Below are 18,227 nucleotides of genomic sequence, written 5' to 3'. Positions count from 1 at the left end.
TTCTTGCGCATATATCTTCTCCAATATTCCAACTATGTTCTACTGGTTCTGTAATTCCGTCAGCTTATCTTCAATGATTGATTCATATTCTTCAAGGCTTCTTGCGCCTTCAACCATTTTACCAACCACATTTCCTTCCTTGTCAACGAAAATACTGGTAGGAACTGCGCCTAAGTTGTTTAAAATACTTTCTTTAAGCTGCTCATTATCCATAAGTGTGGTAAATTTCGCATTTTCCGTTTTCATGATCTTTTGTGCGGTCTCTTTGTTTTCTGTTGCATCAATACAGATCGAAATCATGTTCACGTTTTCATTTAATCCGTTATGAAGTTTCACCAAGTCCGGCATTTCTGCTAAACAAGAACCGCACCAGGTCGCCCAAACATTGATCATCGTAAGATCATACTGGTTAAAAATATCTTGCGTAATCTCATTTCCTTCTAAATCTTCTGCTTTAAAATTTGCAAATCCTTTTGCAATGCTGTCCATCATAGGTTTAAACACCAATATATGCTCTTTCAGATTTTTTATTTCACCTGTCAGTTCTTCGTATTCCTTATATTCTTCATCCTTTAATCCCGGGAAGTCTTCTCTTGTTTTTTCATTACTGTAAGCTATATAATAGGTGTTTCCAGCATAGGTTCCGACTCTCTCACAAATTTCAAATCCACTTTTTTTACCATATTCACTCGCTTCTGTATCATCTCCCTTTCCTTCTCTGTAAAACAGTTTTCCAAAGGAAACGCCTCTACCCTCAAATTCTTCTGGCGTTACACTTGCAGCCTCTTCTTCTGTCATTGCATTTATCTCTTCAAAAAACAGTGTTGAAAAGAATGAAATATTTAAATCTGTGCCGTCCGAATTTGCCATAATACCTTTTTCTTTCCATGCGTCTGGTGTTATGTATCCTGTTGCATTATAAAATACAACTCTTTCATCATCACTTTTAACCTCTTCGCCTGTTACCGTTTTATAGGTATCCTGTTCATAGCTTTCATTGCCAAAGATATCATCTTCAAGATTCATCATTCCTGCATTCAATACTTCGCCGGTTGTTTCATTAGCCACTTTATTCGTTGTTTCTGTTTTCTTGTTCGTTCCATGGTTGCCCGAGCATCCAACCAGTGAAGATAACGCACACACACCGGTCAGACACATAATTCCTATCGTTATTTTTACATTTTTTGAAAATTGCATACTACATTTTCTCCTTTTCTATTTTTGTTAATTTTTTTGAATGAATCCGATTTTTCGTCTACCTGTTTTTTTACCTCCTAGAAACAAATCAGAAACTTCATTGAATAACCATAGGCAATTTTAGTGAAAAAGGCAAGCAAGTAACTCTTGCATCGCGCTTTTTTAGGCAATTATCGCTTGCGCTATGCTACTTTTTGTTTTTTATATTTATGAATTAAATACACCTATTTTGTGTAAACTTATCAATTACACCTTTTATTACAACGCCGAATCGCCCATCCTTTACATGATATGAACAACAGGATAAAGTAAGAAATCTATCTCCAAATTTCGCTGTCACTTCCGTGCCATAAAGAGAAAGTTCCTCGATATTTTTATACCAGTTTTTTAATAAGCTTGATTATGTGTTTCAAAAAATTTGTAATATTTAAACACCTCATTCGCTTGTTTATAAACCTGATAATAAAACACCGAGATTAGTTCATATTTTTCTCTTCATACAAACTATCAAAACAGATAACTCTATGCTTCTTTCCATACTCTTCTTTTTCGTAAAACTTTAAATTTCCAAACATTTGTCCACTTTTCATTGCTTGTCCGCGGATGATTAGATTTATGAACGTCTTTAATCTGGAATCTGTATCCAAAATCAAACGCCTGTTTTGGTCCTTTTCTCCATAAAAATTTTTATCAAGATAATAATTAACAAAATTTCTCGTTTCTTTCGACATTACCTTTGTCTACAAAATTCTTTTTTTACAAAAGAAAAATCCCGTTCTTTCATTTGTTGTAATTCATTTACTTTTTGTTCTTGTCAATTTCAACCGTACCATTTTTTTTGCAAGGATGATATAAAGAAACTATTCTCCAGATGGAATACGTGCTTATACAGTTGAAACAGTTATCGGATTACTATGGTCAACCAGATCGAGACCATCCGAGCCAATAAAACTTACTATTGCAGATGTAAATCTTGAACAACAGCTACTTCATATACAGAAAACAAAGTTTTCAAAGGAACGTATTATTCCTATTGATGATTCCGTTTCTGCAAAACTTCAATCTTACAAGCAGCGGATTAGTAACAAACTCGATTATAAGATGCCTTACGAAGCGTTTTTTATACAACGGAAGGCGTTCCTTTAACAGAATCCGCATTAGCTTATGCATTTAAACTTATACGTCCTTGTATCAAAGCGACTCCAACTGGATATCCTCATGTCAGACTATACGATTTCCGGCATACCATGGCATGTAATGCTATTCGAAGATGGAACAAGCAGGGAGTAGATATCAACGCTAAACTGCATGTCCTTAGTAGAAATAGCGCATTTTGATCTCAGTTATCTTCAAGGGTTTTGCGAATATCTTGAAAAAGTAAGATGCAATAAGCCTGTTACGATTATAACAGAATCAATGCTATAAAATCTTTCATACATTATGTTTCGGAACTGGAACCCGAATATAGTGCTATAACAAAACGTGCACTTATGTTATCAGCTCAAAAGCACAAGCAACCAACTATGGTTTTTCTCACTAGAGCAGAATTCGATTCTCTAATAACTGTTTGTGATACCAATACATTCATTGGTGCAAGAGATAAACTGAAGCTTATGATTCTGTATAATTCTGGCATACGGGTATCAGAATTACTTGCAATAAAGTTGACTGATATCCAGAAAACAGACTCCATCAATCATGCCAATTTAAAAGTATATGGAAAGGGCCGAAAACAACGTGAAATACCGCTTTGGAAAAACACTGTCAAATATATCAATAAATATATAAAAAGATTGTCCTACTGATGAAGACGGATATTTGTTCATAAGAGTTACTATATAAAGGGTAGTTTCTGATACCTAATACATAGTGACTGCGGCTCATTTGTGGTGAATGGAAAAGCAGTTATGAGAAAGGAACGATACAGGCATTATAAGCGAAAAACACGCTTTCGGCAAGTGAAACATAAATCGTGTTTTCGGTTTTACGAGTCGAAAGAGAAAGTAACCGTTTCGACCTCTGAAAGCCTTGTGTGGCAAGGAGTTTTTTAGGCTAATTCTATGTGGGTAATGTGTTTGCCCTGCCTGCCCTGTTTTGAGCCTTCTGAGCGTTACGGAGTTCGGAGAAAAGCGGAGTGTCTTTTTCGGCGCAGTCCAAATCCTTTAGTGTGATTATACCAAGGGCGCATTATCCGAGATAAATCAGCTAAAGCCAATGAATACAAGCATTTCATAACAATTACCTCGGATAATTATCGAAATGACCGGTGATTTTTTCAGCAATAATTATCCGAGAAAACTTCTTTGAAAGCCTTGTAGAATGGGGCTATTCACAAGTTTCCTCGGATCATTGAAAATCTCGGATAATGCGCCCTATCCGAGTTCTTGGATAGGGCGCACTTACTCACCACCCGTAAGCGGGCGGTGGTACTGCCTTGCGGCAGTCGTGCGCTCTCCGAGAGGATCGGCGGAAATCGTTGAAGGAGAAATGATAGAGTTCCATCAGTTTTGTAAAAGTTCTTGTGTGGATAGTTTAATTCTGAAATATCTGTTCTTGAAGGATCCTCACTATTATAGTATCATTAATATAAAATAATATGCTGTTTAAGAAAAATACGAATCTACCTGACTTGAGCTGCTTATCAATGGTTATAAACCTACATAAGAATGTCTGTATCCAACACATAGAGAAACAGGCTGTCTGTTGCTTATATTATGGACATCGACAGGAGACCAGCTATGAAAAGTCAAGTATAAATTAGCCAAAAATTCCGTTTCTATATCGATGAAAAAAAGGGTAACTTTAATAGAACTCCCTAAAGGTGCTTTTTCAAAGTCTATCGATATTAGTATACAGGCCTCTATTCGAGGTTGAATTCCACTTCGTCAGTGAGCATCTTCCAGATGACCCTGACAAGTTTTCCGGCGCAATGTCCAAGGGCATTGTAGTGTGTCCGGCCTTCGGCTCTCTTGGTGTCGTAATAAACCTTGAAAGTCGCATTGTTCTTTACAACATTATGAGCTGCGTTCATAAGGGCGTAACGAAGTACACGTGACCCTCGCTTGGACATATGGGTTCTTTTAGCCTGAAAGTTTCCAGACTGGTATACAGTTGGATCCAGTCCAGCGAATGCAAGCAGTTTACCTGGTGTTGAGAAACGGTGAATATCACCGATCTCACCCAGTATCATCCCGCCATTTACGGTTCCAATGCCGGGAATGGTCATGAGTACAGAGTGCAGGCAGGTGACAAGATTCGCCATTTCAAGCTCTGTCTCGATTAACTGTGAATCCAATAACTTGATCTGTGCAATGGTCTGAGTTATCTGGATAGATAAAGAGCTGTCATTTAAGCCGACAGACCTCTGTGCGAGAACTCTTAATTCTCTGGCCATATCTTTTGTGAAGTGTCCATGGGAGGATTTGACAAGGAGATTGGAGAGATGAGTCAGGTGCAGGGAAGCAATGTCTTTTGGCATAGGAGCCTCTTTTAAGAGTGCATAGACAGCTTTCTGATGCAGACCGGATTTGAAAAAATACTGAAGTTCCGGAAAGACCTGATCCATATAGGAAGTCAATTGAATTTTCAAACGGGTACGCTGTTTCATGGTCTTCTGTCGGAACCTGCCGAGTTCCTTCAGTTCAATGTAATCCAGATCTTCCAGGGTAGAAAACCTGAGAGAGTCCTGCATCATAAGGGTTTTAGCAATCACCAAAGTGTCGACTTTATCGGTCTTCGTCTTGCGTACATTGTTTTTACGCATGGACGAAGTCATGATAGGGTTGAGAACACACACTTTAAAATCCTTGCAGATTAGGAAACTAACAAGGTTGTCACCGTAGTGTGCCGTAGATTCAAGACCTATGATGATGCTGTGCTGGTCAAGTGGTGCCAGCTTAGACAGCAGCAGATAGAAGCCATCATAGTCATTTGAGAATTGAAACGGCTCGATGAGTATCTCGCCTTCCGAAGAAACAGCAGCGGCAAAATGGTTGAGTTTGGCAATATCAATGCCTACATAAATCATGAGGTTATACCTCCCTTTCAAAAAGTCTGATACCGTGATATCCACCAACGATTATCATCGTAGACTTGATTGAAATAAGTACTCATTGGAACAGACGCTCCGGTACATCCAGCTAATAAACAATTCAGATAAAGGCAGCGGCAATACACTCCTGTTGAGTAGTCAAGGCTACAGGAAAAAATCAAAAGTCCACAGTATCTGAATGTATTAAACCACGATATTAAAACGAAAGGAAAGTAGATGTTTTCGCTTCTATAAACATCATACAAGTGACTATATGAAAAATGATAAAAAACTAATCTTAATAGCTGATGATGAAAAAGAAATCCGTGATATTCTGACATTGCTGCTGACAAGCAACGGATATGCTGTTGAAACGGCAGAAGACGGTCAGAGTGCCATTGATTCCGCATCAGAGGATATCGACCTTTATATTCTGGACGTCAATATGCCCGGACTTTCCGGTATTATGGCCGCTGCTGAAATACGAAAGAGTTATGATGCGCCGATTATTTTTCTCACCGCCTATTCAAGCGAGTCGGATAAAGTTATGGGCTTTTCTGTGGGTGCAGATGACTACATCGTGAAACCATTCTCCAATGTGGAACTGTTGATGCGTGTCAAGGCTATCTTAAAACGAAGCCCTGCCTACACCGTCTCACCCCCTACGTGTCGGGATACGAACCAGTTAACCTTTCAGGATGTGGTGCTGAATTTGGACAGTCAATCGTTCATAAAAAACGGTGAGACAATCGCTCTTACTTATACGGAATTTAAGATATTGGAGCTGCTTGCTTCCCATAAGAAAAAAATCTATTCTCTAGAAAACATCTATCAGAGCATCTGGGATGACAATGCTGTTGGCGACAGCGCCATTATGGTACATATCAAAAACATCCGCAAGAAATTGGGAGACAATTCTCGCAACCCCACTTATATTAAGACTGCATGGGGAAGGGGGTATTATATTGACTGAAGAAAGCAAACGACTAAGAGGAAAAAGGCTTCCTCGTGAAATTCTTGGCTTGTTGTCGCTCTCTTTTGTTATTACACTGATTCTGTTTCTGCTGCTCCGCATTTGTGCAACTGCTGTGGCCGACAGCATTCTTGTTATCCGGGGTATCGTCCTCACAGAAAGCAAAGTTCTGTCTCTAGAAGGCTGGATGTTCAATCTGAGCCTTCTTATATCGGTATGCTTTTTTACTTTCCTGTTTCTCTTTCTGCTTGGGGAGCGTTTATCCTACATATGGGATATCATCAAGGGGATCGATGCCCTGCGTTTAGGAGAAATGGATCATCTGGTTTCCGTGGAGGGAAACAACGAACTGACTCGTCTGGCCGAGGCCGTAAACTATCTTTCCATCACACAGAAGCAGGTAAAAGAGAAGGAACGCCTATTGGCAGAAGAAAAGGAACAGCTGATCCGCACCCTCTCTCACGATATCCGCACACCACTGACCTCCATCATGGCCTATTCGGAATTTCTGGCAGGCAACAATGATCGACCGGCACAAGAGCAACAGGGATATGCAGAACTGATCCGGGTAAAAGCGCAGCAAATCAAAGAGCTGACCGATATTCTGCTGGACGGCGGCAGGCGAAACCCGGAACGATTTGAAGATTCCCGATTGCTGATGGAACAGCTTGTAACAGAATTTGAAGAGTTGTTGGAAGAGGATTTTCAAATTTTGACTGATCTCAAAAGCTGTTTCTCTTTTTCTGGCAGTTTTGACATACAGGAGCTGCGCCGCATCTTTGACAATCTCAGCTCAAACATCCGAAAGTATGCGGATCCGCTGCAACCTGTATTCTTATCGGTTCGCTCCGATTCGGATCAGCTTGTCATATATCAGAAAAATTACATCTTTCCCGGCGATGAACAAAAGGAAAGCTACCAAATGGGACTGAACAGTATCCGCCGCATTGCACACAACTACGCAGGAACTGTAGATGTTCGGCGAGCCGAATCCGAATTTGAGATAACGATTACGCTTTCAGAGTTTTAACAGAGTTTCTTCAGAATTTTTTAGAAATGTCTTGCAAATTTCTTCAGAACTTCCTGTTATTCTATTCTCAACAAAGCAACACAACACAAAAAACGAAAGTGAGGAAATGAATATGTTAACTTCTTTGGATTGGTTGGTAATTGTTTACATGGTTATGGTGGCTGCAAGTCTTTTGTCTTTGTGCCTGATGTTTCTGGTAAGACGTCCCCGTATGAAACAGGTCTGCTTCTACATCGTAGCAGCCCTTGCAATCTACGCAGCTTCTGTCGGCATTCGCATCGGCCTTGGATTATTCCCGGTACAGGTTGCCATCGGTGTAGCCATTGGTGCCGTAGCCATTGCAGCAATCGTGCTCGAACGCACCAGTAAAGGTAATGCAGGAAAATTTAAATTTGCCCGTATTATGGCCGCAGCCGCGCTGATCATCGGCGTCATCAACACCTTCATGTAAGGAAAATGCGAGGATATTTATGAGAAAAATCCTTTTCAGCTTAAGTTCACTATGCTTGGTTATACTTCTGGCCGGCTGTCAGCAAAGCAATGACCGGTCATGTCCGGAAACGATTGAATACAGCAACCTCCTGAACGATTCTGTTCAGGAGGAGCTGTCTGTCATTATGTCAAGTGCCGGTATCTCCGATGAACGCCAGGAAATATTCTTTGAGCATGTCGATCAGTTCAACAGCACAGTTTCTACAGAAGGTCTCGCCGGAGAATTTGTGCAGAAAGATGTATCAAGGGCAACCTATGATCCGTATACCATGCAGGACGAATGAAACGAGGTATATCCATACTTTTTAGGATACAACTGCCGCATTACAGCCTTCAGCCTTTTTGGCGACTACATCGAAATCCCGACAGACGCCGAGATTCGATCGGATATGGTCATGCAGGACATGGCTTCTCTGGAAGAGGACTCTTCCGCATTGCTTAACGAAGGAGATTATGATCGTTTTCTGGCCTTTTATTCCACTGTTCCTACAGAGAGCACTCAGGAAACTTCCGTCCATGTGGAAAATCTGCAAGGCGACTGGGCCAAACGTGGTATTATCTTTGATAAACAATCAAAAGCACGGCTCATATCGGTAGTTTTCCATGACTCATGGGATGACGCAGATTATCTGTTCATTGGGCACATTGGGGTATTGTTTCCTGTTTCTGCGGACGCGCTGTATTTTGTGGAAAAGATCGCATTTCAAGAACCATATCAGCTGAGCAAATTCGCAAGTCGAGTTGAGTTAAATGACTACCTGATGTCAAAATATGATGTCAGTTTCGGTCAGCCTACCGCAGCTCCCTTCATTATGGAAAATGATAAGCTGATGGAGGAGTACAGACAAAAACCCGACAAATCCTAAAATTCAAACTCTTTTTATAAATACTTGCGTTTGATTGATAATCCTTGTTTTTTCGCAAAAAGCCCCCTTGACAAATCTCGTTTCAACAATATAGCACTCAAACAGATAACAACAGAAAATAAAATTTCCAATAGGTTCTTCTTTTTCAAACCGGCTTTACCGCTTTTATTAAATCCTGGTCGGATTAAGAAATTGTCTGCAATTTCCAGGATAATCAATATGACAGAACTATACCACCAAGAAAAAGATATATAATGCCCGATGATCTGAGCCACTCCCGAAACAATAAAAACAACGCTCCCATAGGCAAATGCACCGTAAAGTTTAAGACCCTCGGTATCACCTTTTCTTTTACGCACGAGCGAGTAACTAAGTCCAAATAATCCTATTCCAAAAAATATCAAAAGAAGATTTAACAATAGGAACAACTTCTATCCTCCTACCTTGTTGGTTAGTTTATGTTAACCAACAAGATACACTTTGTCTGTTGGCTCAATAGGACTTTACCACTATCAAAATCACAGCCAATTAAACGGATCAAGCATCTCTCCAAGGAATGCTAAAAAGCATTTCCAAAATGTTTTTCCATGTTTTCTTTGCGTGTTCCCGCCCTTTCCTGAGCGCTATCAATGTCCGTATCGATGCAATCAGTATCACGATAGCAAGATATAGTAGCAATACAAGAACCGCTATTTGCCCGATTTCCCTATGTAAAATTCCTTTTTTATGCCCGGATTATTATTCGTTTTTGCTATTGTATCAAACACGCTCTAGCGCGGTGACTAGCCCTAGATATGTGAATCCACCACTTTTTTTAAGTAGCAGTTTTTGAATATATGTTGTATTGTTGAGTTACCACACACGACAATTACATATATCATCAACTGCTATGCTTATATTATCATGGGTTTTAAACTAAACAACTGCATTATCTGAAATTTTTATCGTCCCCCTCCCAACTTGGAATGCTGTTCTAGTTGTTTTATCATTTATCACTAGGAGGTAAGAGCATGATTCAGACATTGTAAAGGTGTTTTGCGTTATCAAGGCAGGGGGCTGTCGATTTGATAAAGGGGTGTATCGTGTGTGTGTTTCAGGAGATATTCTTTATGATCCCTGTTGGGCTTCTCTATAGCTTTGTCATTGTTCTCATGAACGGGGGCGTAAATGGAAGCCGCATTTCTTTCTATGTGGTTGACACTTTGGCTTGTCTTGTACCCATGTTCATTGTAACGTATTTTCAATACAATGCCACTTATGTGGAAAGCGGCGTAAGGCGTGTTTCCTTAGCGGAACAGCTCCCACTGTCCTTTTTCAGGAAAAAGGACAGTGCTGATTTGGCAAATTCTATTATGGGGGATTGTGCCACCCTGGAAATAGCGCTCTTCCATTATGTACTCGCTTTAGCAGGTTCACTCATTTCCACAACACTGATTGCAATCTGCCTTTTTGCCTATGACTGGCGCATGGCTCTTTGGGTTTTACCGATTGCATTTGCAATCACATTCTTTTCAGCCCGCATCCAGGAATATTTTAACCATAAATTTGTAGAGGCAAATGTCGCGCTTGAAAGCGGTGTGTAGGAGTGTATCGAAAGTTTACAGGACTTAAAGGCGAATAATGCGGAAGAAATCTACCTAAAAGGACTAAACAAAAAATAGACTATGCGGAAAAACGGAATATTATAACAGAACTTGGGACCCCGCTGATATATATTTCACTGTCTTCTTGACAGATGCAGACATTATCAACATCTTCCCAATCAGCAACGAAATCACCGATGTGCTGGGATATTTCCTTGTGTATTTCCGTGCGCTTATGTTTATTGCTTTTGTTCGTTGTTTTATGGCAGAACGGCATCGCAAGTTCTGACGATTCCTTCTGTTGTGCTTTCGGCAATGATAGTGATTCAGCCTGCTCTGTACTTGCTTGGCATTTGCAGAATGTACGACATGTTCATCATCGGAATGTTCGTTATGGTTGCTTGTATATTGTACGCCGCAGTCTGCTTGATCATAGATGCGTTGAAGCAGAAGTCAATAGGGATATGGTTGATTGCAACATCGTATGTGCTCAATGTAGCTATCAACATCATGTACGTTGTGATGTTCTTCTCCCCGGCGGTTTCTGCGAAGTATAACAAAATTTATAAACCGTATATGTTTGTCAGCGATACCATTATTCTATTTTTGCTGATAAGCATCAGCTTGGGTCTTTCCCAAAAGGCCATCACGGACCGTGTTAGTAAAGCAAGTGCAGAAAAACCCAAAGCGGAACAAATGGCCGTGGAATTTGAATATCTTGCTACTCGTGATTCTCTGTCACAGTTGTGGAATCACAAAGCCATTATGGAACAACTTGATATCTGTTGTAATGGTAACGAACCTTTTGTTCTTGGCTGCTTGGATTTGGATGATTTCTGTAACATTAACAACACATACGGCTACCAAATAGGCGACTAGGTTATCCGTTTTGTATCTAAGATTAAGGTGGAATCCTTTGGTGAACTTTGCGGCAGAACCGGCGGTGATGAATTTTTGTTCATCCTTGATGATGCAGGGCAAATTACCAAGCTGGAGGACTCTTTGAATCAGTATTTGTATAGGCTGCGTCACAATTTCGTATTGAGAGAAACTGGAGAAGTCATTCCCCTTGGTGGTAGTATAGGCATTCTTAGGATTAAGTAACTACCGCATGTATCCGCTGAGGTATTCAAGCGCTGTGATGATGCTTTGTATGAGGCAAAGGCCAAAGATAAGAATCAGTTTAATTTTATTGAGATGTAAAACGAAAACTCCTTGCTGCCGCTAATGGTAGTGAGGAGTTCGTGTTTTTGGATTTATGCTTTTATCTCGGTATCGTTCTTGAAGGTGAATCGCACATCATTCTTGGAATAAACTGTGAAATTAATACTTATTATTTGATACAAAATACAGCAGCATAACCGCAAAAAAGGGCAGGTTTTTTTGTTTTTCAGTAGATTTATTTATATTCAAGCTATATAATGGATTGTAATGAGAAAAGGATAATTTGAATTTAACAAAGGATTGTGAGTGTATAAAAAGATCAATTACTAAGAGATTTTGATGGAAGGCTAATGAGTATAGAGATGGGGATTTTATTTCAACGTAATGAAGGAATTTGGGAGATTTTCTAAGTGTTTAGTTATGCAAGCAACTTTTGCGTCCATTATTTACGGATGCAAGCACTGCTTTCTTGATAAATTTTATGTGGTGTCCTACAATAAATCATGAAATGGAGGAGAAAAAAAATGAATTTTGGAAAACAGATTAAGCAGATTCGTACAAAGGAGGGATTAACTCAGGAACAGATGGCACAAAAATTAAATGTAACAAGGCAAGCCATTTCTAACTGGGAAAATGATAAGAATCTGCCGGATTTAGAATTACTTATTCAGATAGCTCAAGTGTTTTCTCTTTCATTAGATCAATTGATATTAGGAGGAAATGATATGAACAACATGACAGAAAAACTAATTAAAGACGGAAGTGAAACAAGAAGAGCTAAATTTAACATGGTATCAATTGCAATAGGTGCTGTTTTATTACTAATTGGTGTGGGATGTATTATTTTAAAAGGTATGACAGTTGAATATATTGACGCAGAGGGTGTTTTGCATGAGAACTTCTTTTTAATTCCGATTGGATTTTTATTTATGTTTAGCGGATTCATCACTTTTGTTGTTACAGGAATTAGAGGTTTCATTAATAGATTTAAAGCAAAAAACAACGAACCTCTCACCGCCATAATGTAAGCGCTTAATTTAAGTGTGTAACTAAAAACTCCAGGGCGTTTAGCCCTGGAGTAATTCTGCACATGTAGCTATAATAATGGTCGCCTGCATATTTCTTGAACACTGGTCGACCCTGGCGCTAGTATTTATACGGTTCCGAACTGTGAAGTTTCAGCATCTCTACAATGGCATATATGCCCATACTTGCTTCCGCCCCATCTATCATGTCGGAGAAAAGCCAATTCTTCCGGTTATGTTCTTAAGGACATAACCGGAATTATGTGCTGTTCAAAGCTTTGTGCAGCAATGGTTTACGAGCCGTTAATTAGCCCAAACCATTGCATTGTATAAGCATATAACTAAAGTTCTATAATGAGTTCAAAAAACTGAGTAAATCAGCGGATGGCTTATATCTGTATGAATCATTTCCAGCAGCACCTGCTTTTTCCATAGCTTTACGTTTTGATTCTATATCAGCAACCATATATTTATGAGTTGTTCCGATACTAGAATGGCCAAGCCATATCGCTATGATTGAAATGTCAACACCCGAAACTAGCAGATTCATAGATGCGGAGTCTCTGAATGTATGAGGTGTTATATTTTTCTCTAACAGACTTGGGGAGTGATCTGCCGCTTTTGTAACAAAAGTATTGATACGAGTACGCACACCTGATCTGGTGAGTTTATCACCATTTTTATTTAGTAAGAAATTGTTTCGATTTCCGCTTTTCTCCCATGCAAAGGGATATAGCAAGGCTTGGTCTTGTTTTGGGAACGATGGGAGAAATATGGATATCTGATATCTCCCGAAAAACAAAATATATCATCACAGGTGTGTTCATAACGGTTGACCTTATTATGTTTATTTGGAAATGAGGATGTAATTCAAACAGAACGGAACTCGTGCTAATACAGTAGGAAAGGATCGGTGATTCCCTAGGGATTTTCAAACAGTTTTTTAACAACACCAGAAAGCCGAATGGCTGGATGGGAAAAATGATGGTCAATGGCATGAATCAAGGTCATGCTGCGGTTTCAGATTGGGGTCTTTCCCATTTTCCTGTCGCTCCTGTGGCCCCTTCTATGATTACGGATTTTGGATGTGGAGGAGGACGCAATACCGCAGAGCTTTTAAAACGGTTTCCTATTGCAACGGTTACAGCCATGGACTATTCCCAGGTGTCTTGTGACAAAACAAAGCAGTTCAACCGGCATGCAGTACAAGCTGGGAGATGTAAGATTGTGCATGGGGACGTATCTCACTTCCCGTTTGAAGCAGAGACATTTGATGGGATTACCGCCTTTGAAACGGTCTATTTCTGGCCGGGGCCGATGGAAAGTTTTCAAGAAGTATATCGGGTGCTCAAACCGGGAGGGGAGTTTATGATCGTAAATGAATCAGACAGGACGAAACAGGCAGACGAAAAATGGACTGGCATCATTGAAGGAATACGTATCTTTACGCAGGAGCAGTTGACTCAATATTTACAGGATGCAGGATTTTCCCGGATAGCCGCACATATAAACCGGGAACATCATTGGCATTTTCTCCTGGCGGAGAAAATACGGTGAACAGAAGTGCCAATGCAAAATGAGGATTCATAGAGATTTCTTTTAAACCACATCATGGAGGGATAGGCAATGAACATAAGAAAAGAAACTGATTCTGAAAAAGATAATTTGAGTTCGTTTACAACAATAGATTTGAAAAAACAAAAGAAGGAAGCGAGGCAGGCTGCCAAACTCACAAAAAGAAAGGCATATCAAGACTTATCATTTCGAAAAAAGGCGCTTTACTGGGGAATGCGAGTAATTGGGGCTGTTGCCGTATGTGGTCTTGTGTTAATTATTGGCGTTTTCTGTATGAACCCGATATTGACGCTCGTTGATGAATGGTATTTCGATTACTGTTCCCAAAAGCCGGTATCAAAGGAGGAAATTTACTCTGAGGTACCGATTGATACAGACGGTGCAGAAGGAATTGCAGCGTTGCCCACCTGTCATGCGGATGATACATGGGCATTTTACATTTACATGTGCGGAAGTGACCTGGAAAGCAACCATGTGAACCGGCTTTCTGATGTCACAAAGTATCTAATAATGCCCGAAGCAGCTACTTATATCCAAAAAACACAGGAACAAATGGATACTCAGTTTTGGCAGTTCGTAACAGACATTCGAGAAAAAGGAATAGATCTTCCTACGAATATGTATCTACCACCCGCAATAGAGGCCTCTAAAACAACGGCAGGGGAATTTGATGAAGTCGTAGCAGATATGCAGCCTGGGTATGCATCTGCTGACATTGATGAAATCCTTTCGGTTGCATTGCCCCAAAATGTGAAATTTATTATCCAAACGGGTGGGGCTAGCAGATGGAGTTCACCGGAAGTAAATCCTAACCGTTCCCAAAGGTTTGTTTACGACAGCAAAGGCTTTCAAACTACAGAAAATAACCCGCCACAAAATATGGGGGAACAGGAAACTCTTATCGACTTTCTGAATTACTGCAACAAAAACTTTCCCGCGGATCACAAAGTTCTTCTTTTTTGGAATCATGGTGCCGGCGCATTTGGGGTTGCGTCCGATGAACTATATGGTCAGGACAGTCTTTCGCTCAGTGAGATGTCCGCTGCACTTGGAGCGGTCTATGAACAGAATGAGTCAGAACCTCCATTTGAATTGATTGGATTTGATGCCTGCTTGATGGCCTCGGTTGAAGTGGCACATTCACTGCATGGATACGGAAAATATTTGGCGGCCAGCGAAGAATTAGAACCAGGCGAAGGTTGGGATTACGCAGCCTGGTTAGAGAAATTTGTCAATGATACATCGATGAATGGTGCGCAAATCGGTCAGATTATTGCTGACAGCTATATTGATTACTACACTGAACAGGCAATTCGGTTGAAAGATTTTGGCATTGATTTTCCTTGTACTTTTTCCATCACAGACATAGGAAAAGCTAATGAAGTTTATATCCGTTACGGAGAACTGGTGACTGCAATACTACGAGATATCGTGCAAGAACCCTGGATTATGTCTGAACTTGGAAGGGCTTCGGCTCAATCGGTACGTTACGCCAGTGATGCCTACAGCGTATTTAACACCATTGACCTTGCGGTGTTCATGAGAGAACTATCTGAGATTTATCCTGCTGAGACACAAGCTGTTTTGGATACGTTGGATGAAACCGTGCTTTACAACCGGGCAAGCTCATATGTGAGAGAATCCCAAGGGCTTTCGATTTATTTTCCCATCGAATTGAAAAACATGGAAGGATTAAGTTATTATCTGAATTACATCAACAACATTTGTTCCAATAATGACATAAAAACATTGTATTATTACAAGTTGGCAGGATGTCTCAATGGTGAACTGCAAACCTACGCCTACAGCAAGGGTTACGGAACCTTTCCGGTTCTTGATACTACACCGTTGTCAATGCTTACCGAGGCGGATATACAACTTTCAGATAATGCACAGTTTCATATCCCGCTTGACAGTTCCGCTGTAAATCTTTTGCAGGATATGACATTTTGTCTTTGTCAGTTGGATACAAAAAATGGTATGATTACTTATCTTGGAGAAGATCGGTTGGTTTTTTTGAACGAACAAGGAATTCTCAATACTAATTTTTCGGGAAAATGGCTTTCCATTGACGGACAGCCATTGGCAGTGGAGGTAATTGATACCACAAAAGAAAGAATCCGCTATCGTGCTCCGGTACTTTATAACGGAACCGACTCCTACCTTGTGATAGGTTATGAATACGAGAGCGGTGAATTCTCCGTTTTAGGAGTTTATGATATGACGTCTTATAAAGAAGGCGGTGATACATTAATGAGAAACACACAAAATGTAGAACCGGGTGATGCAATTCAAGTCATATATGAAACCAGTCAAAGTACGGGAAGTACAAATGAGAAAATTTATGGTAAAAAGTTTATTTATCGCGTAAGCAGCAAAGTCGGAGAGCAAATATTGCCTGATGGAGGATACCTTGCAATGGTCGCTTTAAGTGATTCACGTGGTGATTACTATTATACGCCGATTGTAAATTTTGAAATTCAAACGGGCCGCGTTCATAATGCTAATTTAAGTGATATGCATGCTATAACGGTAGCAAAATAATGTTGCGGTTGTTTTCATTTATTAAATAAGAAATTGTTAAAAAACGTGCGTTATGTATCTAAGGCTCTTTGTCAATAGCTGGGGTGGGATTTGTAAAATCCTGCTCCAGTTCTATGAAAAGGGCTCTTTTTATAGGCTCTTTGTCAATAGTTGGGGTGGGATTTGTTAAAATCCCGCCCCAATTCTATGAAAAGGGCCCTTTTTATGTTTAGTTCCAGGTTTTACTGATTTTGGGCATGCCAAATAAGCCTCCGCATTACCGACCTTTTTATCCTATGATGTACAGTGAAGTATCCGGGTTCGGAACCGTTTGAAATTCCGGATTCCGTAGCTGCCCCGTTTTTTCTAAATAAATGCGTAACACACGTTTTTTGTTTTATTTTTGATTCGATTCGTGATTTTGGATGTTTTTACTTTTGTATCATGAAAAAGAGTAGCAAAACATATATTTTGTGCAATTTTAAATTCTCAAACACACTCTAAAAGCAAATGCAATCCATCGTTTTATTTTGTTTCTTTATGAAGCGTATATTTCCAAAGCCTCGGACAATATTTCATTACCTCCATCCGTTCCGGGTGCTTCTGCTTATTTTTAGTTGTTGCATAGTTTCTGTCGTGGCACTCCATACATGCCAATGTTACCTTGACTCTCATGAGCACATCTTCCTTTCCGGATTTTACCCTGTCAAATGTTTATTTCTCTACCCCCCCCCGCCTCTGTAGACCGGTTTCTAATATACAATCTGTCCTCTTTATTTGAGCAGATATCTATGATAATGACCGATAATCCGGCAGCGTTTATGCAGCCGGATTGGGGAGGCATTCTTTGGCAGGCTGATTAAAGCCGCATGGTTCCCCTTCCCCTTTTAATTTCTGGCACAGTTTCCTGTATTGCTCCACTGTATTCTGCTCCTGTTTTACTTTTCAAGCTTTGATTTTCCTTTCAATTCTCCCTCATCCTATTTTCCGATTAGAAATATGGATAAACATATTCTTCTTCGGGTTTTTCGGCCGCTTCTATATTTTGGGCCTTTAAAATCAGAGAGGCTCCATCCTCGCTGATTCCAAATGTGCCCTTTACCGTCACCCAGTCGTCATCCTTGAATGTCACTTCATTGTCACTATCCACCAGAAAACCAATTGGGCTTAGATCCGCGGCACAGCACCACATGGACAGCCGGACCAGGGCAAAATCGCACTTTTTTTGAATGTCTGGAGCACGGTAGACAAACCCTTTCATTACAATGGTATAGCCTTCATACTTTTCATAAAAGTTACTCAGTTCATACATCCATGTGTAGTAATCTTCATCTGCAATCGTAATGGTTTTTTCCGCCTCGTCCAGACCATTTAAGTCATACCATGGATTTTCTTCTCCGAAGGACTGTCCGGTATCATCTTCTGGATAAGCATCAGTTCCGCTGTATCCATCCGTTTCTGTATTTTCCCCGTCCAGCAGCCCTGAACCTGATTCTCCATCGGAGAAAGGCCCCCTGGATTCTCCTCCGGCCGCAGGCAATGTCTGTCTCACAGTACTCCCCGCTGTCTGCCGCCCCGGATTTACCGCCATCTGGCCGCCGCCATTTCCGGCACTCATGGAAAAACCGGAGCTCTCATAGCTTCTGACCATACTGCTCCCCCCAGGATCGGCCGGACGGAATACAAGCAGCAGAATCGGAATAATAAAAACAAAAGAACGGGACAGCTTTACCCGATACCGGGGTGTCAGTAAGTACCTTCCTGTAAAC

The 18,227-nt window shown here is 40.4% G+C and carries 16 protein-coding genes and 1 pseudogene; 11 read left to right on the top strand and 6 right to left on the bottom strand.

Going from position 1 to position 18,227, the window contains the following annotated elements; genetic code table 11:
• Positions 1-39 precede the first annotated feature (39 nt).
• On the bottom strand, positions 40-1,197 hold the full coding sequence (locus tag ACLTD4_RS15305; RefSeq protein ID WP_117635000.1) for a TlpA family protein disulfide reductase: 1,158 nt from the start codon (positions 1,195-1,197) through the stop codon (positions 40-42).
• A gap of 876 nt (positions 1,198-2,073) precedes the next feature.
• Here ACLTD4_RS15305 and ACLTD4_RS15300 point away from each other — a divergent pair.
• A complete protein-coding gene (locus tag ACLTD4_RS15300; protein ID WP_117635004.1) occupies positions 2,074-2,343 on the top strand; it encodes a tyrosine-type recombinase/integrase in 270 nt (89 codons plus the stop codon).
• Between the two features lie 344 nt (positions 2,344-2,687).
• Positions 2,688-3,002: a tyrosine-type recombinase/integrase gene (locus ACLTD4_RS15295; protein WP_319638387.1), complete on the top strand. Its 315-nt coding sequence runs from the start codon at positions 2,688-2,690 to the stop codon at positions 3,000-3,002.
• Positions 3,003-4,057: 1,055 nt separating this feature from the next.
• Here the strand turns inward: ACLTD4_RS15295 and ACLTD4_RS15290 are convergent.
• Positions 4,058-5,224, bottom strand: a complete 1,167-nt coding sequence (locus ACLTD4_RS15290; RefSeq protein WP_412331402.1) for an IS110 family transposase — start codon at positions 5,222-5,224, stop codon at positions 4,058-4,060.
• 277 nt (positions 5,225-5,501) lie between these two features.
• On the opposite strand from ACLTD4_RS15290, the gene ACLTD4_RS15285 reads away from it, so the two are divergent.
• The 4 genes and pseudogenes from ACLTD4_RS15285 to ACLTD4_RS15270 all read left to right on the top strand — a co-directional run bounded on the left by ACLTD4_RS15285 (position 5,502) and on the right by ACLTD4_RS15270 (position 8,588).
• A complete protein-coding gene (locus ACLTD4_RS15285) occupies positions 5,502-6,200 on the top strand; it encodes a response regulator transcription factor (protein ID WP_117634835.1) in 699 nt (232 codons plus the stop codon).
• Complete coding sequence (locus ACLTD4_RS15280; RefSeq protein ID WP_182464869.1) at positions 6,193-7,230, top strand: sensor histidine kinase; 1,038 nt, start codon at positions 6,193-6,195, stop codon at positions 7,228-7,230. The genes ACLTD4_RS15285 and ACLTD4_RS15280 overlap by 8 nt, the downstream gene beginning before the upstream one ends.
• Positions 7,231-7,342: 112 nt before the next feature.
• A complete protein-coding gene (locus tag ACLTD4_RS15275; RefSeq protein WP_117634830.1) occupies positions 7,343-7,681 on the top strand; it encodes a hypothetical protein in 339 nt (112 codons plus the stop codon).
• Between the two features lie 19 nt (positions 7,682-7,700).
• Positions 7,701-8,588, top strand: a pseudogene (locus tag ACLTD4_RS15270) (DUF4300 family protein).
• A gap of 14 nt (positions 8,589-8,602) precedes the next feature.
• On the opposite strand, the gene ACLTD4_RS15265 reads toward ACLTD4_RS15270, so the two are convergent.
• Positions 8,603-9,016 (bottom strand): hypothetical protein, encoded by a 414-nt coding sequence (locus tag ACLTD4_RS15265; protein WP_227146770.1) that lies wholly within the window; start codon positions 9,014-9,016, stop codon positions 8,603-8,605.
• Positions 9,017-9,676: 660 nt separating this feature from the next.
• Here ACLTD4_RS15265 and ACLTD4_RS15260 point away from each other — a divergent pair.
• The 3 genes from ACLTD4_RS15260 to ACLTD4_RS15250 all read left to right on the top strand — a co-directional run bounded on the left by ACLTD4_RS15260 (position 9,677) and on the right by ACLTD4_RS15250 (position 12,363).
• Positions 9,677-10,171, top strand: a complete 495-nt coding sequence (locus ACLTD4_RS15260; RefSeq protein ID WP_227146767.1) for an ABC transporter transmembrane domain-containing protein — start codon at positions 9,677-9,679, stop codon at positions 10,169-10,171.
• Between the two features lie 369 nt (positions 10,172-10,540).
• Positions 10,541-11,050: a GGDEF domain-containing protein gene (locus ACLTD4_RS15255; protein WP_182464870.1), complete on the top strand. Its 510-nt coding sequence runs from the start codon at positions 10,541-10,543 to the stop codon at positions 11,048-11,050.
• 809 nt (positions 11,051-11,859) lie between these two features.
• A complete protein-coding gene (locus ACLTD4_RS15250; RefSeq protein WP_118077407.1) occupies positions 11,860-12,363 on the top strand; it encodes a DUF3955 domain-containing protein in 504 nt (167 codons plus the stop codon).
• Positions 12,364-12,709: 346 nt separating this feature from the next.
• Here ACLTD4_RS15250 and ACLTD4_RS15245 read toward each other — a convergent pair whose 3' ends face one another.
• Positions 12,710-13,012, bottom strand: a complete 303-nt coding sequence (locus tag ACLTD4_RS15245; RefSeq protein WP_412331404.1) for a tyrosine-type recombinase/integrase — start codon at positions 13,010-13,012, stop codon at positions 12,710-12,712.
• Between the two features lie 320 nt (positions 13,013-13,332).
• On the opposite strand from ACLTD4_RS15245, the gene ACLTD4_RS15240 reads away from it, so the two are divergent.
• Positions 13,333-13,917 (top strand): class I SAM-dependent methyltransferase, encoded by a 585-nt coding sequence (locus tag ACLTD4_RS15240; protein ID WP_118077409.1) that lies wholly within the window; start codon positions 13,333-13,335, stop codon positions 13,915-13,917.
• A 69-nt stretch (positions 13,918-13,986) separates the two neighbouring features.
• Positions 13,987-16,479, top strand: a complete 2,493-nt coding sequence (locus ACLTD4_RS15235; RefSeq protein WP_412331401.1) for a clostripain-related cysteine peptidase — start codon at positions 13,987-13,989, stop codon at positions 16,477-16,479.
• Positions 16,480-16,983: 504 nt separating this feature from the next.
• On the opposite strand, the gene rpmG is transcribed toward ACLTD4_RS15235, so the two are convergent.
• Both rpmG and ACLTD4_RS15225 read right to left on the bottom strand, forming a co-directional pair.
• The gene (gene rpmG / locus ACLTD4_RS15230) at positions 16,984-17,133 is read right to left on the bottom strand and encodes a 50S ribosomal protein L33 (RefSeq protein WP_118077411.1); all 150 of its coding nucleotides are present in this window, start codon (positions 17,131-17,133) and stop codon (positions 16,984-16,986) included.
• A 316-nt stretch (positions 17,134-17,449) separates the two neighbouring features.
• On the bottom strand, positions 17,450-18,227 hold a 778-nt coding region (locus tag ACLTD4_RS15225), incomplete at its 5' end, for a TIGR03943 family putative permease subunit (RefSeq protein ID WP_412331400.1).

The organism is Hungatella sp. (genome assembly GCF_046966825.1).
This window is presented reverse-complemented; position numbering and strand designations above follow the sequence as displayed.